General features: G+C 69.7%; 16 protein-coding genes and 1 pseudogene. 14 read left to right on the top strand and 3 right to left on the bottom strand.

Going from position 1 to position 15,994, the window contains the following annotated elements; translation table 11 throughout:
* Positions 1-105 precede the first annotated feature (105 nt).
* The 10 genes and pseudogenes from BLV72_RS26945 to BLV72_RS26900 all read left to right on the top strand — a co-directional run bounded on the left by BLV72_RS26945 (position 106) and on the right by BLV72_RS26900 (position 9,774).
* Positions 106-1,800: a nitrite/sulfite reductase gene (locus tag BLV72_RS26945; RefSeq protein WP_093465422.1), complete on the top strand. Its 1,695-nt coding sequence runs from the start codon at positions 106-108 to the stop codon at positions 1,798-1,800.
* A complete protein-coding gene (locus tag BLV72_RS26940) occupies positions 1,797-1,982 on the top strand; it encodes a hypothetical protein (protein ID WP_014055605.1) in 186 nt (61 codons plus the stop codon). The genes BLV72_RS26945 and BLV72_RS26940 overlap by 4 nt, the downstream gene beginning before the upstream one ends.
* Complete coding sequence (locus BLV72_RS26935; protein ID WP_093465421.1) at positions 1,979-2,677, top strand: phosphoadenylyl-sulfate reductase; 699 nt, start codon at positions 1,979-1,981, stop codon at positions 2,675-2,677. Before BLV72_RS26940 ends, BLV72_RS26935 begins: the two co-directional genes overlap by 4 nt.
* Positions 2,659-3,249 carry an adenylyl-sulfate kinase gene (gene cysC, locus BLV72_RS26930; RefSeq protein WP_208522971.1) on the top strand — a complete coding sequence of 197 codons (591 nt, stop codon included), beginning with the start codon at positions 2,659-2,661 and terminating at the stop codon, positions 3,247-3,249. The genes BLV72_RS26935 and cysC overlap by 19 nt, the downstream gene beginning before the upstream one ends.
* A 130-nt stretch (positions 3,250-3,379) precedes the next feature.
* Positions 3,380-4,318 (top strand): sulfate adenylyltransferase subunit CysD, encoded by a 939-nt coding sequence (gene cysD / locus BLV72_RS26925; protein WP_093465419.1) that lies wholly within the window; start codon positions 3,380-3,382, stop codon positions 4,316-4,318.
* Between the two features lie 2 nt (positions 4,319-4,320).
* Complete coding sequence (locus BLV72_RS26920; RefSeq protein WP_093465418.1) at positions 4,321-5,688, top strand: sulfate adenylyltransferase subunit 1; 1,368 nt, start codon at positions 4,321-4,323, stop codon at positions 5,686-5,688.
* Between the two features lie 297 nt (positions 5,689-5,985).
* Positions 5,986-7,047, top strand: coding sequence for an ABC transporter substrate-binding protein (locus BLV72_RS26915; protein WP_244321440.1), 1,062 nt, complete (start codon positions 5,986-5,988; stop codon positions 7,045-7,047).
* 67 nt (positions 7,048-7,114) lie between these two features.
* Positions 7,115-7,938 (top strand): annotated as a pseudogene (locus tag BLV72_RS26910) (ABC transporter ATP-binding protein).
* Entirely contained in the window at positions 7,925-8,905 is a 981-nt protein-coding gene (locus BLV72_RS26905; RefSeq protein ID WP_244320977.1) for an ABC transporter permease, read from the top strand. The pseudogene BLV72_RS26910 and the gene BLV72_RS26905 overlap by 14 nt, the downstream one beginning before the upstream one ends.
* 116 nt (positions 8,906-9,021) lie before the next feature.
* Positions 9,022-9,774, top strand: a complete 753-nt coding sequence (locus BLV72_RS26900) for a sirohydrochlorin chelatase (RefSeq protein ID WP_093465416.1) — start codon at positions 9,022-9,024, stop codon at positions 9,772-9,774.
* On the opposite strand, the gene BLV72_RS26895 is transcribed toward BLV72_RS26900, so the two are convergent.
* From BLV72_RS26895 to BLV72_RS26885, 3 genes are all read right to left on the bottom strand, one after another.
* Positions 9,771-10,016, bottom strand: coding sequence for a hypothetical protein (locus tag BLV72_RS26895; RefSeq protein WP_093465414.1), 246 nt, complete (start codon positions 10,014-10,016; stop codon positions 9,771-9,773). The genes BLV72_RS26900 and BLV72_RS26895 overlap by 4 nt on opposite strands.
* 122 nt (positions 10,017-10,138) lie before the next feature.
* On the bottom strand, positions 10,139-10,528 hold the full coding sequence (locus tag BLV72_RS26890) for an HNH endonuclease family protein (protein WP_143059811.1): 390 nt from the start codon (positions 10,526-10,528) through the stop codon (positions 10,139-10,141).
* A gap of 35 nt (positions 10,529-10,563) precedes the next feature.
* The gene (locus BLV72_RS26885) at positions 10,564-11,922 is read right to left on the bottom strand and encodes an AAA family ATPase (RefSeq protein WP_093465411.1); all 1,359 of its coding nucleotides are present in this window, start codon (positions 11,920-11,922) and stop codon (positions 10,564-10,566) included.
* Positions 11,923-12,507: 585 nt separating this feature from the next.
* Here BLV72_RS26885 and BLV72_RS26875 point away from each other — a divergent pair.
* The 4 genes from BLV72_RS26875 to BLV72_RS26860 all read left to right on the top strand — a co-directional run bounded on the left by BLV72_RS26875 (position 12,508) and on the right by BLV72_RS26860 (position 15,987).
* Positions 12,508-13,359: a helix-turn-helix domain-containing protein gene (locus BLV72_RS26875; protein WP_093465410.1), complete on the top strand. Its 852-nt coding sequence runs from the start codon at positions 12,508-12,510 to the stop codon at positions 13,357-13,359.
* 23 nt (positions 13,360-13,382) lie between these two features.
* Complete coding sequence (locus BLV72_RS26870) at positions 13,383-13,574, top strand: DUF397 domain-containing protein (RefSeq protein WP_342030673.1); 192 nt, start codon at positions 13,383-13,385, stop codon at positions 13,572-13,574.
* 112 nt (positions 13,575-13,686) lie between these two features.
* On the top strand, positions 13,687-15,240 hold the full coding sequence (locus BLV72_RS26865) for a phosphodiester glycosidase family protein (RefSeq protein ID WP_093465408.1): 1,554 nt from the start codon (positions 13,687-13,689) through the stop codon (positions 15,238-15,240).
* Positions 15,241-15,399: 159 nt separating this feature from the next.
* On the top strand, positions 15,400-15,987 hold the full coding sequence (locus BLV72_RS26860; protein ID WP_244321439.1) for a Uma2 family endonuclease: 588 nt from the start codon (positions 15,400-15,402) through the stop codon (positions 15,985-15,987).
* Positions 15,988-15,994: the final 7 nt, after the last annotated feature.

The raw sequence follows: 15,994 nt of genomic DNA, 5'->3' as shown, positions 1-15,994 counted from the left end.
CGGCCACCGCCGTACTCCCTGCCCGCCTGCGCACACGCAGGTCAGACGGTGCGCGCCGACGTACCACCCGCCGCACCAGAGTCGCTCAGAAGGACACACACCGCCATGGCTGCCACCCCGGAACGCGCAAGCGCTACGCCCCGCCGCAAGGCCGGACGCCACCGCGGCGAAGGCCAGTGGGCCGCGGGGCACTTCACCCCCCTCAACGGCAATGAGCAGACCAAGAAGGACGACGACGGTCTCAATGTGCGGACACGCATTGAGACGATCTACGCCCATCGGGGATTCGACTCCATCGACGGCGCGGATCTGCGCGGCCGGATGCGCTGGTGGGGTCTGTACACCCAGCGCAAGCCCGGGATCGACGGCGGCAAGACCGCGATCCTGGAGCCGGAGGAGCTGGACGACGAGCACTTCATGATGCGCGTCCGGATCGACGGCGGCCGGCTGACCAGCGAGCAACTCCGGGTCGTCGGCGAGATCTCGGAGGAGTTCGCGCGCGGCACCGCGGACATCACCGACCGGCAGAACGTCCAGTACCACTGGATCCGGATCGAGGACGTGCCCGAGATCTGGAAGCGCCTGGAGGCCGTCGGGCTGTCCACCACCGAGGCGTGCGGCGACACCCCGCGCGTGATCGTCGGCTCCCCGGTCGCCGGGATCGCCGAGGACGAGATCATCGACGGCACCTCCGCCATCGACGAGATCCACCGGCGCTACATCGGCAGCAAGGAGTTCTCCAACCTGCCGCGCAAGTTCAAGACGGCGATCTCCGGGTCCCCGGTGCTCGATGTGGTGCACGAGATCAACGACGTCGCGTTCGTCGGGGTGCGCCACCCCGAGCACGGCCCCGGTTTCGACCTGTGGGTCGGCGGCGGTCTCTCCACCAACCCCAAGATCGGCATCCGGCTCGGCGCCTGGGTGCCGCTGGAGGACGTCCCCGAGGTCTGGGCCGGGGTCACCTCGATCTTCCGTGACTACGGCTACCGCCGGCTGCGCACCCGCGCCCGGCTGAAGTTCCTGGTCGCCGACTGGGGCCCGGAGAAGTTCCGCCAGGTCCTGGAGGACGAGTACCTCAAGCGCCCGCTGTCCGACGGCCCGGCGCCCGAGGAGCCCGTCCAGCGGTGGCGGGACCACATCGGCGTCCACCGCCAGCAGGACGGCCGCTACTACGTGGGCTTCGCGCCGCGCGTCGGCCGGGTGGACGGGGCGACCCTCACCAAGATCGCCGACCTGGCCGAGGCGCATGGCTCCGGGCGGCTGACCACCACCGTCGAGCAGAAGATGATCGTGCTCGATGTGACCGAGGACCAGGTGGAGTCGCTGGTCGCCGGGCTGGAGGCGCTGGACCTCCAGGTCAAGCCGTCCCCGTTCCGCCGCGGCACGATGGCCTGCACCGGGATCGAGTTCTGCAAGCTGGCGATCGTCGAGACCAAGCAGCGCGGCTCCTCGCTCATCGACGAGCTGGAGCGCCGGCTGCCCGAGTTCGACGAGCCGATCACCATCAACCTCAACGGCTGCCCGAACGCCTGTGCCCGTATCCAGGTCGCGGACATCGGTCTCAAGGGCCAGCTCGTCATGGACGACAACGGCGAGCAGGTCGAGGGCTACCAGGTGCACCTGGGCGGCGCCCTGGGCCTGGAGCCGGGCTTCGGCCGCAAGGTGCGCGGGCTGAAGGTCACCGCCGCCGCGCTCCCCGACTATGTGGAGCGGCTGCTGCACCGCTTCCAGGAGGAGCGCGAGGACGGCGAGCGCTTCGCCACCTGGGCGGCACGGGCCAGTGAGGAGTCTCTCAAATGAGTGAGCGTGCCGCGCCGTTCTACTGCCCGTACTGCGGGGACGAGGACCTGCGTCCCTCCGAGGAGGGGCACGGCGCGTGGGAATGCGCGTCCTGCAATCGAGCGTTCCGCCTGTCGTTCCTCGGGCTGTTGGCCAAGGGCCTGCGGCGCGACCCGATCGATGAAGGGGACACGGCGATATGACCCGGCTTGCGCACACCGACCTCGAGGGGCTCGCCGAGAAGGCGGGCCAGGACCTCGAGGACGCCCCCGCGCTGGAGATCCTGCGCTGGGCGGCGGACACCTTCGGATCGCGTTTCTGCGTCACCTCCTCGATGGAGGACGCGGTGGTGGCGCATCTCGCCTCCCGCGCCTTCCCCGGTGTCGATGTGGTCTTCCTCGACACCGGCTACCACTTCCCCGAGACCATCGGCACCCGTGACGCGGTGGCCGCGGTGATGGATGTCAACGTCATCACCCTGACGCCCCGTCAGACGGTCGCCGAGCAGGACGCCGAGTACGGTGCCCGGCTGCATGACCGCGACCCCGACCTGTGCTGCGCCCTGCGCAAGGTCCAGCCCCTTGAGGAGGGGTTGCGGGAGTATGACGCCTGGGCCACGGGATTGCGTCGGGACGAATCGCCAACACGCGCCCACACCCCGGTCGTTGGCTGGGACGCGCGTCGCCGTAAGGTGAAGATCTCCCCGATCGCCCGCTGGACCCAAGCGGATGTCGACGCCTACATCGCCGAGCACGGTGTGCTGACCAACCCCCTGCTGATGGACGGCTATCCGTCGGTAGGCTGCGCGCCCTGCACCCGCCGGGTTCTGGAGGGCGAGGACATTCGGTCCGGCCGCTGGGCGGGGAGCAATAAAACCGAATGCGGGCTGCACGGCTGATGGCTGTCGACCAGGAGAACGAGATGAGCGCCCCCACGACCACCGGTGCCACGGTGTGGCTGACCGGTCTGCCGAGCGCGGGAAAGACCACGATCGCCTATGCGCTGGCCGAGCGGCTGCGCGGCGAGGGCCGCCGGGTGGAGGTGCTCGACGGTGACGAGATCCGCGAGTTCCTCTCCTCGGGGCTCGGTTTCTCCCGCGAGGACCGGCACACCAACGTCCAGCGCATCGGCTTCGTCGCCGAGCTGCTCGCCTCCCATGGCGTCACGGTGCTGGTGCCGGTCATCGCGCCGTACGTGGACAGCCGCGAGGCGGTGCGCAAGCGCCACCAGCGCGAGGGCACCCCGTATCTGGAGGTGCATGTCGCCACGTCCGTCGAGGTGTGCTCGGAGCGGGATGTGAAGGGGCTGTACGCGAAGCAGGCCGCGGGGGAGATTTCGGGGCTGACCGGTGTGGACGACCCCTACGAGGCCCCTGCCGACCCGGATCTGCGCATCGAAACCCACAGGAACAGCGTGCAGGAGTCGGCGGCCGAGGTGCGGTTGCTGTTGAGTGAACGGGGACTGCTGTGAGCCACGCACGCGCGGCCATCGCATCGCGGGCCACGACGCTCCCCGCACCCGGGGGCCGGGCCCACGGCGAGGAATCCGCCGATATGACGGGAAGCTACTACCGCAGCCGAGCGAACGAAAGGGGCGCGGCATGACGACCGTGACGGCGATCAACGCGGAAGAGGGCGCGGGCCTGTACGCGCTCGCGCACTTGGACGCGTTGGAGTCCGAGGCGGTGCACATCTTCCGTGAGGTGGCAGGCGAGTTCGAGCGGCCGGTGATCCTGTTCTCCGGTGGCAAGGACTCCATCGTCATGCTCCATCTCGCGCTCAAGGCCTTCGCCCCGGCGGCGGTCCCGTTCTCGCTGCTCCACGTGGACACCGGGCACAACTTCCCCGAGGTCATCGACTACCGGGACAACACGGTCGCCCGGCACGGCCTGCGGCTGCATGTGGCCTCGGTCCAGGAGTTCATCGACGACGGCCGGCTGCGCGAGCGCCCGGACGGCACCCGCAATCCGCTGCAGACCGTCCCGCTGCTGGACGCCATCGACAAGAACCGCTTCGACGCGGTCTTCGGCGGTGGCCGCCGGGACGAGGAGAAGGCCCGCGCCAAGGAGCGGGTGTTCTCCCTCCGGGACGAGTTCGGCGGCTGGGACCCGCGGCGGCAGCGCCCGGAGCTGTGGCAGCTCTACAACGGCCGCCACTCCCCCGGTGAGCATGTCCGGGTCTTCCCGCTCTCCAACTGGACCGAGCTGGACGTGTGGCAGTACATCGCCCGCGAGAAGATCGACCTGCCGCAGATCTACTACGCACATGAGCGCGAGGTCTTCCGGCGCGGTGGCATGTGGCTGGCGCCCGGTGAGTGGGGCGGTCCGAAGGACGACGAGACCGTGGAGCGGCGCATGGTGCGCTACCGCACCGTGGGCGACATGTCCTGCACCGGTGCCGTCGAGTCGGACGCGGTGACCATTGAGCAGGTCATCGATGAGATAGCCGCCTCCCGGCTGACCGAGCGGGGTGCGACCCGCGCCGACGACAAGCTGTCGGAGGCCGCGATGGAGGACCGCAAGCGCGAGGGGTACTTCTAACGATGACGAGCAATCTGACCTCCGAGGAGCAGGCCGCGGCGGCCGCCGTGGAGCGGTCCGCGGCCACCTCGCAACTGCGGTTCGCCACCGCGGGCTCGGTGGACGACGGCAAGTCCACCCTGGTCGGGCGGCTGCTGCACGACTCCAAGTCGGTGCTGGCCGATCAGCTGGAGGCCGTGGAGCACGCCTCGCGCAGCCGTGGCCAGGAGGCGCCGGACCTGGCGCTGCTGACGGACGGGCTGCGGGCGGAGCGGGAGCAGGGCATCACCATTGATGTCGCCTACCGCTACTTCGCCACTCCCAAGCGGCGGTTCATCCTCGCCGACACCCCCGGCCATGTGCAGTACACCCGCAACATGGTCACCGGCGCCTCCACCGCCGAGCTCGCGGTCGTCCTGGTGGACGCGCGCAACGGCGTGGTGGAGCAGACCCGGCGGCATGCCGCGGTCGCCGCCCTGCTGCGGGTCCCGCATGTGGTCCTCGCCGTCAACAAGATGGACCTGGTGGACTACGCGGAGCCGGTCTTCGCGGCCATCGCCGAGGAGTTCACCACCTACGCGGCCTCGCTGGGCGTCCCGGAGATCACCGCCATCCCGATCTCGGCGCTCGCCGGGGACAATGTGGTGACCCCGTCGGCGAACATGGACTGGTACGGCGGCCCGACCGTGCTGGAGCACCTGGAGACCGTGCCGGTGGGCACCGACCCCTCCCAGGACCCGGCGCGTTTCCCGGTGCAGTTCGTGATCCGTCCGCAGACCACCGAGCACCCCGACTACCGCGGCTACGCGGGCCAGATCGCCTCCGGTGTGCTGCGCGTCGGCGACGCCGTCACCGTGCTGCCGTCCGGCCGGACGAGCACCGTCACCGGGATCGACGCGCTGGGCGCGATGGTGGACGTGGCCTGGGCGCCGCAGTCGGTGACCGTCACGCTCGCCGACGACCTGGACATCTCGCGCGGGGATCTGATCGCGCCGAGCGACCACGCCCCGGAGACCACCCAGGACGTCGAGGCCACCGTCTGCCATCTGCACGACCGTCCGCTACGCGTGGGCGACCGGGTGCTGCTCAAACACACCACCCGCACCATGAAGGCGATCATCAAGGACATTCCGTCGCGGCTGACGCTGGCCGATCTGTCGCACCACCCGGCGCCGGGTGAGCTGGCCGCCAATGACATCGGCCGGGTCGTGCTCCGTACGTCCGAGCCGCTGGCGCTGGACGCGTACGAGGACTCGCGGCGCACCGGTTCCTTCCTGCTGATCGACCCGGCCGACGGCACCACGCTCACCGCCGGGATGGCGGGCGACTCCTTCGCGGCGTCGGCCGACGGTGCCGAGGCCGCGCGGGACGACGAGGGATGGGACTTCTGACGATGGCCGGTGAGGTGTTCTCGACGTTCGCCAAGGAGGGCGGCCGCGTGGGCAGCGGGGCGCTCGGCAGCGGTCAGGGCGGGGTCGGACGATGTGCGCGCTGACGCCGCAGTCCGCCTCTGTCCAGCACCGCCGCCGAAAACCGTCTGATCTGCCGGGCGTCCTCTGACGCCGCCCCGGCCCGTCGAGAGGAACACCTCCGTGTCGTCTGCCGAGCCCCTGCTCCCCCCGCGACCAGCGGGGCGCCCCCGCCGCCACACCCGCGTCCTGGCGGCGGCGGCCGTCCTTCCCCTGCTGATGGGCGCGCTGGGCGCCTGCGGCTACGGCTCGCAGAAGAAGGCCGACGACGAGGGGGCCTCGGCCCTTCCCGCGGCCGGCGGTGAGAAGATCGACGGTCTGGACAAGGTGAAGGTCGGCTACTTCGCCAACCTCACCCACGCCACCGCGCTGGTGGGCCTGCGCAAGGGCGGCCAGATCCAGCGGGAGCTGCACGGCACGAAGGTGTCGCCGTTCGTCTTCAACGCCGGCCCGTCCGAGATCGAGGCGCTCAACGCGGGCTCCATCGACATCGGCTGGATCGGCCCGTCGCCGGCCATCAACGGCTATGTGAAATCGCACGGCTCCAACCTCAGGATCATCTCCGGGTCGGTGTCCGGCGGCGTCAAGCTGGTGGTCAACCCGAAGAAGATCAAGACGCTCGACGACGTCAAGGGCAAGAAGATCGCCACCCCGCAACTGGGCAATACCCAGGACGTGGCTTTCCTCAACTGGGCCGCGAGCAAGGGCTGGAAGGTCGACGCCCAGAGCGGCAAGGGCGATGTGTCGGTGGTCCGCAGCGACAACAAGGTCACCCCCGACGCGTACAAGTCCGGTGCCATCGACGGCGCGTGGGTGCCCGAGCCGACCGCGTCCAAGCTGGTCGCCGACGGCGGCAAGGTGCTGCTGGACGAGTCCTCGCTGTGGCCGGACAAGAAGTTCGTGATCACGAATGTGATCGTCCGGCAGGAGTTCCTGGAGGAGCACCCGAAGGTCGTCGAGGCCGTGCTGCGCGGCTCGGTGAAGACCAACGCCTTCATCAAGGCCAACCCCGAGCAGGCGAAGAACGCGGCCAACGCGGCGCTCAAGGAAGAGACCGGCAAGCCGCTGCCCGCCGAGGTGATCGACCCGGCGTGGAAGTCCATCCAGGCCATCGACGACCCCCTGGCCTCGACGCTGAACACCGAGGCGGACCACGCGGTCCAGGCGGGTCTTCTGGAGAAGCCCGACCTCGAGGGCATCTACGACCTGGCCCCGCTGAACAAGGTCCTCAAGGCCGAGGGCAAGCCGACCGTCTCCGACGCGGGTCTCGGCGTCAAGTAGCCGCCCGTCCGTCCCCGTACGCACGGTACGCACGTACGCATGCACCCATCCATCAGGAGGTGACCGGATGTCCCCGGCGCTGACCACCGAGAAGGAAGACCGGGCGGACGCCGCGGCGGCGGGCTCACCCGGCCCCGCCGACACCGCCGGATCCGTATCGATCGCCCACGTCCACAAGTCCTTCGGCCGTCCCGGAGCGGCCCAGCCCGTACTCGAGGACATCAACCTCCAGGTGCGGCCCGGCGAGTTCGTCTGCATTCTGGGCGCTTCCGGCTGCGGTAAGTCGACCCTGCTCAATCTGATCGCCGACCTGGACAAGCCGTCCGCGGGGGGCATCGAGGTCCCCGGCGGCCGGCCGGCCCTGATGTTCCAGGAGCACGCCCTGTTCCCGTGGCTGACCGCGGGAAGAACATCGAGCTGGCGCTGCGGCTGCGCGGGGTGCCGCGCGCCGAGCGCAGGCCGCAGGCCGAGCGGCTGCTGGAGCTGGTGCGGCTCGGCGGCGCCTACGGCAAGCGGGTGCACGAGCTCTCCGGCGGTATGCGGCAGCGCGTGGCGCTGGCCCGCGCGCTGGCGCAGGACTCCAGCGTGCTGCTGATGGACGAGCCGTTCGCCGCGCTCGACGCCATCACCCGCGATGTGCTGCACGAGGAGCTGACCCGGATCTGGAGCGAGACCGGCGTCTCGGTGCTGTTCGTGACCCACAACGTCCGCGAGGCCGTCCGGCTGGCCGAGCGCGTGGTGCTGCTGTCCTCCCGGCCGGGGCGGGTCGTCCGCGAGTGGACGGTGGACATTCCGCAGCCGCGCCGCATCGAGGACTCGGCCGTCGCCGACCTGTCCGTTGAGATCACCGAAGAACTGCGTGGGGAGATCCGCCGCCATGGCCAGCAGTAAGACCACCCGCGGCACCGCGGTCGACGAGGCCGACGGCGGCAGCGGCGGCGGGCAGTCCATAGAGAAGTCCGTGGAGAAGTCCACGGCGAAGACGAATGCGGGCAACGCCCAGGACCTGGCGGGCCTGGAGGCCGGTCTGGACGCCCTGGACACGGTGCAGATCAAGCGCGTCTCACCGGTCGAGGTGCTGGTCCAGAAGGTGCTGCCGCCCATCGTGGCCGTGGCCGTCGTCCTGGCCCTGTGGAAGGTGCTCGTCGTCGCGAAGGTCACCGACGACTACAAGCTGCCCGACCCGGGACTGGTCTGGGACGCGCTGCGCCAGCTCTGGCTGCAGGGCGAGCTCTTCGACATCGTCTGGACCAGCGTCTCGCGCGGTCTGTTCGGCTTCCTCATCGCGCTGGTGATCGCGACCCCGCTGGGGCTGATCGTCGCCCGGGTGAAGTTCATCCGTGCCGCTCTCGGCCCGATCCTGTCCGGGCTGCAGTCGCTGCCCTCGGTCGCCTGGGTGCCGCCCGCGGTGATCTGGCTGGGCCTGAACGACCAGATGATGTACACCGTCATCCTGCTGGGCGCGGTCCCCTCCATCGCCAACGGGCTGGTGGCCGGCATCGACCAGGTGCCTCCGCTCTTCCTGCGGGCCGGACGCACCCTCGGCGCCCGCGGTCTGGTCAGCGCCCGGCACATCCTGCTGCCCGCCGCGCTGCCGGGTTACGTCGCCGGGCTCAAGCAGGGCTGGGCCTTCTCCTGGCGTTCGCTGATGGCCGCCGAGATCATCGCCAAGTCCCCGGACCTGGGCCTGGGGCTCGGCCAGTACCTGGAGAACCAGCGCAACAACTCCGATATGGCGGGGGTGCTCCTCGGCATCCTCATGATCCTCGTCGTCGGCATCGCCATCGAGCTGCTGATCTTCGCCCCGATCGAGCGTCGGGTGCTGCGCAACCGCGGCCTGCTGGCGAGCGCCCGCTGACCGGAAAGCACTGACCGCAGAGCACTGACCGGAAAACCGCCAAACGGAAAACCGCCCGCACGAAAACCCGCCGCACGAAAACCGCCGAACGGAAAGCCACGGAACGGAAAGCCACCATGTCTGCCCCGACCCTGCTGATCATCGCCCACGGCAGCCGCGACCCCCGCCATGCGGCGACCGTCGACGCGCTGCGCGCGCGGGTGCGGTCGCTGCGGCCGGGGCTGCGGGTGGAGGCGGCGTTCCTGGAGTTCAACGCGCCACGCGTACCGCAGGTGCTGGCCCGCCTCGCCGCGGAGGACGCCACCGAGGTGATCGCCCTCCCGCTGCTGCTGACCCGCGCCTTCCACGCGAAGACCGACATCCCGGCGGTGCTGCGCGAGGCCACGGCCCGCCACCCCCGCCTGTCCGTCCGCCAGGCCGAGGTCCTGGGCCCGTCCCCGCTGCTCATGGACGCCCTGGAACGCCGGCTGCACGAGGCGGGGCTGCGCCCCGCCGACCGCCCCTCGACCGGGGTCGTCCTGGCCTCGGCGGGCTCCACCGACCCGGAGGCGATCGCGGTGATCGCTGAAATCGCGCGGGAGTGGCGGCACACCGGATGGTGCGCCGTGCGACCCGCGTTCGCCTCCGCCTCTCTTCCCCGCACCGAGGACGCCGTCCGCGCCCTGCGCGCGGACGGCGTCGCCCGGGTGGCCGTGGCCCCCTATGTCATCGCCCCCGGCCGCCTCCCCGACCGCATCGCCCACGGCGCCGAGGCAGCGGGCGCCGACCTCCTGGCCCCCGTCCTGGGCCCCGCCCCGGAACTGGCCCGCCTGCTGCTGCGCCGCTACGACGAGGCGCACGGGGCGGGCCGGATGCTGCTCAGCGCCTAGGACGGGGCGGTCTTCCAGGACCTGCAGTCCGGCTCGTGCCGCGCGGTCTGCCGCGGAATGAATACGGGCTCGGCCACCGGCTGCCCGTACAACGCGCGCAAGGCGGCAAGGGCGGCCTCGTCTCCGACCACCACGGCCGCCGAGGGCCGGTCCGCGAGGCGCCGTAACTCCTGCAGAACATCCGCGAGGGGCTGACGTCGCAGTCTCAGCATGCGCTTCTGCGCACCCGCCTTGTCGTCCACTGCCAGAAGATCGGCGCAGTTCGCCAGAGTGTCGAGGCACTGGCCTACCGCATCCAGCCTGCCCTTCCGTAATGGACCCCGGTTGAGCTGAAAGACATCGATGGTCGCGCAGCCACGCGGGGTCAGACAGTGGTACTCACCGCTGGAGAGGGACAGCCGGAGATGATGTAAACCGGTTCGTCCGCCGTGGGGTCGATGAGCAGTGGCTCCCCGTCCTCGCCTCTCGGGAAGGTGCCCCCCTTGGCGTGCGAGTTGCAAAAGGAGCACCCGAGGAGGTGGTTGTACCAGTCGAACACCCGGCGAGGGGCGTGGTTCAGCGGCTCGAAGTGGTCGACGGCCGTGCCAAGACTCTCCGAGCAGTACATACAACGCTCGATCCCGCTGGCCATCGCGCGGAGGGCCATGGCTACGCGGTCGCGGGTGCCACTGGCCGCCTTCCAAGCCTTTCGGGCGACAGCTTCTGTGAGGCCAGGGTCAGGTAGGCGATCGTGCGCTCGTGCAAGCAGTTTCACCGTCTGACCGTCGAGCGGTGGCCGTTCTAACCGAATCATTCCTCACGCCCCAGATGGGCGGCCACTTCACTTACCCGCGCCGACAGAGAGCTGTTCAACTGGGCGCTCAGTCGGCGGTACTCGACCAATTCCGCCTCGGTAGCTTGGCCATCCAGCACCCGAAACTCCATGGCCGCCAGCCGTCGCCGGAGCTCGTCCGCCCGCTCGGAGTACGGCGAGTCGACCCCGAAGAGGTCGGAGAGAATCGCGTCATCCCCACTGCCGTACACCACTCGCTGATACAGCTCGTCGTCGACCACCTCGGGCGGCCGTGCCTCCGTGGGGGCGGCCAGCCGGATCAGTCCGCCTGGTTCGGCGGACTGGCAGACGTAGGGACTGTGGGTCGTGACGATGAACTGGATCTCGGGAAAGTGCTGCTTCATCCACTGGCCGATCCGCTTCTGCCAACTGACGTGCAGGTGAGCGTCGACTTCGTCTATGAGTACGACACCCGGCATGGGGATGACGGGGTGTCCGCCACGCTCCTCGATCCGAAGTTCCCCGTAGGCGCCGTGCAGATGGCGCACCAGGTCCACGACGAGTGCGGTCACGGAACGATAGCCGTCACTCATGCCGCGCAGGGCCAGAACGCCGCGCGGTGTCGCCACCCAGAGGCCGTCGGAGTCGACTCCGGTCACCTCGTGATCATCGGGCAGCAAACCGTCCGCGAGCAGCAGCTTCACCGCCTCTACCAATTGCTGTGCGCCGGGGCGTCCCTCAAGACCACGTAGATGCTGTTCGATCAGCCAAGTGACACCTTCGGCCAGGCAGACGTTCTCGTCGAAGAGCGTGGCCAGCCGGTCGACCCGCTCGAATCCGGCGGCGGACCGCAGGGAGCGCCCTCCATCGAGTCGGCGGTACGGGCCGTACCCAAGGCACAGCCACCCCTGCGGAGTCTCCTGCCACGGTCCGGACTCGGCCCTGCGTTGAAGTTCGAAGGCGCTCGTCGTGGACGGGCGCCGCAACCGCACATGGCTCTCGCCCCGCTTGGTCATCCGCTCCCAGACCATGCGGACACTTCCGGTCTCCGGAAACACCTCGTGGGGCAAGTCATCCACGCTGACCCACCGGGCATCCACATGATCCGGCCCGACCACCGACGCCTCGACGACCGCCTTACGCGCCCCTCGCGTCATCCAGTCACCGGCGTCCTTGAGCAACGCATGGGTGACGGCGGGGCCCTGCAGAACCAACGCGAGGGCTTGCAGCACCGTCGACTTGCCCGAGCCGTTCCGCCCGGCCAGCACGGTCCAGCCCGCGTAACTGCCATCCTCACGTCGCGGGAATCGCAACCGGGCCGCCCGGTGACCGTGGAACCCTCGGACGCCGGACAGCTCCAAGTCCGTTACGTACATGCTTGCCTCCTGCTACGGACCGGAGCGGGTAACTCTCCGCAGCCTATCGATTCGGGCAGTCGGCCATGGACCATGACCGGGGCGCTAAGCAGCCTCGGCGTGGTCGAAAGTGGCGTCTCCGGACCGGCTGAGCCACACCAGCCTGCCGTCACGCCGTCCTCACCAGCGCCGTGCGCGAACCATCGAAGGGCGCGCTCCGGCGAGTTGAGAACCATCTGGCCGGTGCCGTCGGCCGTGATCACGTGGACGGGGTCCTCACCGAAGGCGATTCCCCACGCCGCGACACACCCGTCTTTCAGACCAGGGCGCACCTCGCACTCCTGGACAACGGCGAAGATCCTGGGCGCGACGGCGAGGACGAGGTCGCAGAGTTCCTTGCCGAAGATTTCTGGGGAGTTCGGTGTCTCCATCCGGGCCTCCACGGGCGCAGTAGGCCTCGGCTGCCGCTCACCGCCGCGTGATGAGCGCATCACGTAAAGTACGCCACAAAGTTGTGGTCGCCACAACTTTGTGGCAGACGTTGGGGGCCGACAGAGCTACACAACGAACGCCTGTCGGATTGTCGAGAGGTCGGAGGCGACGGGCATGGCGGTGAGAAGTCAACCCACGGCACGCCAAGTGCGGTTGGGCATCGAACTGCGCAAGATGCGTGAAGCGGCGGGCTTGACCGCCCGAGAAGCGGCCGAGCGGGTCGGCACAACTTCGGCCCAGATGAGCCATGTGGAGGCGGGACGCACGGGCGTCAGCGAGCAACGGCTGCGCGGAATGGCGACGCATTACGCCTGCCTCGACGACGCACTGATCAACGAGTTGTCGGCCATGGCCGCGGAACGCGACAAGGGGTGGTGGGAGGAGTACCGGGGAACCCTCGCGCACGCAGCCCTGGATCTCGCCGAACTGGAGCATCGATGTCGCCGTTTGCGCACCTTCCAGGGTGTCTACATCCCTGGGCTTCTCCAGGTGGACAACTACACGCGTGCTCTCATGGCGTACGGGGTTCCCCAGCCGTCACCACGCCAGTTGGAGGCGCTGGTCGCGTTCCGTATGCGACGGCGTGAGGTGCTCGACAGTCCATCCCCTCCCGCATATGAAGCAGTCATTCATGAAGCCGCCCTGCGGACACTCGTCGCCGACCGGGAGGTCGCACGACAACAACTTGCCTTCATGCTGGAACAAGGCGAGCGCCCCGGGGTCACCGTACGCGTTGTCCCGTTCGACGCGGAGGGATTCGGCGGCGCCGGGACGCCCGTGCTCTACGCATACGGCCCTGTACCGAGGCTGGACACCGTACACATCGATGTGCCGCACGGCCCTATCCTGCTGGATGCGGAGTCGCAGCTCGCGCGGTATCGCGTATTTCTCGACAAGGCCCTGGCGTTCTCCTTGTCGGCGGAAAAATCTCAGGACTTCATCCACACCATCATGCGGCAATTGTGAAGGGCATGATCATGGAAAAGCCGATGACATGGCGGAAGTCTTCGTTCTCCGGGCCCGGTGAGACCAACGACTGTGTCGAACTCGCCGCGGCGGGCGGTGAGATACGGATTCGGGAAAGCGACACCCCCGCCGAAACCCTCACCACCACACCGGGCCGACTCAGAACCTTCATACGCGCCGTCAAGGCGGGGGCGCTGGACCACCTCGGGCAGTAGCCACGAGGGGCGGTGCGGCCGTCGGCCCTTCCCCCGGCCGTTCACCGTACGTTCCGCAGACCGCCCTGCATGCGTGTCGGCCCGGCCCCCGGGCGGCGCTGGACTTCCGGGCATGCGCAACGAAGAGAGCACCGTCCGCCGGAGCCTGGGCACTCGGATGGGGGCCGCGCTGGGGGCCGCCGTGGTACTGGCGGCCATCCATCCCCCGGCGCAGGCGGCGTCGGATACCGCATCCTGGACGACGGAGGCGGTGGCCCCGGGGGTACGGGTGCGGGCCGGGGTTCTTCAGGACGCGGACGCCAAGCCGGTCTGGACCGTCACGGTGCAGGCGCCCGGCTCCGCGCCACTGGGCGAGCGGTCCTGGGCGGACGCCACGGCGGGGCGGCTGCGCGACGCCGGGTTCGAGCCGCGGGTCGAGCGCGTGGTGTGGCCCGCCTACGCGGATACGCCGCACGGCACCATGGGATGGCGGGTGCGGGTGGGCTCGTACGCGGCCTCCGACGAGGCGCAGGGCACGCGCGAGAAGGTCGCCACGGCCGGGTTCACGGCGGTGGCGGAGTGGACCGGCTACGACGCGCAGCAGCCCGCCGACCGGGAGAGCGTCCATGTGGCGGTGATCGACCCGGGCCAATTCACCGGCACCGTGGCGGCCACCCATGACAGCAGCGTGGCGGACCGCGAGACGACCTCTTCGGTCGCCGCGAAACGCCACTCCCTGATCGCCGTCAACGGTGGCTTCTTCGTCACCTCCGACGCCGACGGCGTCCAGGGCACGATGGCCGGAATCGCCGCTTACGACGGCGAGTTGGAGTCGATGGGCGCCGGTTCGCGGGCCGCGCTGATCCTCGCGGACGGCGGCCGGCAGGCCCGTATCGCCGACCTGACCAGCACGGTCACGGCGCGGGCGGGGTCGTCCACGTATGCGGTGCAGGGCATCAACCGGGTGCCCGGCAAGGTGCGCAACTGCGGCCGCCCCGGGGCCACTCCGACCGAGCTGCCCCGGCAGGATCTGACCTGCTCCGAGGCCGACGACCTGGTGAAGTTCACCCCGAGGTTCCGCGCCGAGCTGCCCACCGGGCCCGGCACCCAGGCCGTGCTCGACGCCGACGGCCGGGTGGTCGCCACCGGCCCGCGCGGCGGCACGGTCCCGGCCGGGGGCTCCGTGCTCCAGGGCATCGGCGCCGCGTCCGAGTGGCTGACGGCCCACGCCCGGCGGGGCGAGCGGATCGCGCTGGAGGAGGTCGTCCGGGACACCTCCGGCCGCCGGGTCCGGCTCGACTCCGACGACAGCATCGTCAGCGCCGCCCCCACCCTGGTGAAGGACGGCCGTATCGCCGTTGACGCCGCCACCGAGGGCACCCTCGACCCGAAGAACCTCTCCTTCGGCTACGCCTGGTCCAACGTGCGGCAGCCCCGCACGATGGCCGGGCTCGACAAGAAGGGGCGGCTGATCCTGGCCACGGTGGACGGCCGGCAGCCGGGTGTGAGCGAGGGCTTCACCCTGGAGGAGGCCGCCCGCTTCATGCGCTCCCAGGGCGCCGTCCAGGCCCTCAACCTGGACGGCGGCGGCTCCACCGCCATGGCGGTCGACGGCAAGCTCGCCAACATCACCTCCGACGCGACGGGCGAACGCGCGGTGGGCGACACGGTCCAGGTGCGGTCATAGCGGACCGTTCGCCATCGCTCAGTGTTCGACTCACTCCTGTGGGTGATCCTCGCGGATTCTGGCCGCCGCCTCACGGCTCGGACTGGAAGTGTCGGCGGTCGTCAGAGCTGCGTGCCATGCTGGAGCCGAGGAACACACGAGGAGGCGGTGGTGACGATCATGAGCGTCGCTGAGACGCGAATCGACGATCACGAAGGCCCCTGGACGGTCGAGGACGTTCTTGCACTCCCGGAGCATCCGGCACGAGCCCGCTTCGAACTCGTGGACGGTGTCCTCATGATGTCCCCTGCTCCCGACTGGGACCACCAGACCGTGTCTTCCGCATTGCACAGCCAGATCAAGGTCGCCCTGGCCCGGTCCGGTGCGCCGTTCCGCTCTGGCGAGGCAGTGAACGTCACGGGGGAATCCAGACTGTTCATCCCCGACCTCGCGGTCGTCGACCGCGCCGCCGTCCCACGCGGCACGCTGGCCGCCCCTCTCGACGCCGCCGTGCTTCTGGGGGAAATCGTCTCGCCGTTCAACCGAGCGGCCGACCGCATCCTCAAGCCCGCCCTCTACGCCCATGCGAAGGTGCCCGCCTATTGGCGGGTCGAGATGAAGCCAGATCTGTGCGTGGTGGTGCACGAACTGGAGGGGGACACCTACCGCGAGGCTGCCACCATCACGGGCAAGGCTTCCGTCGATGTCGCCGGAGAATTCACCGTCGACCTGGATCTCGACGCCGTGCGCCGCGAGTTGGAAGGCTGACACCAGG

This window comes from Streptomyces melanosporofaciens (assembly GCF_900105695.1).
Taxonomy (GTDB): domain Bacteria; phylum Actinomycetota; class Actinomycetes; order Streptomycetales; family Streptomycetaceae; genus Streptomyces; species Streptomyces antimycoticus.
Note: the sequence above shows the minus strand (reverse complement) of the source record. Positions and strands in the feature narration are given on the sequence as shown.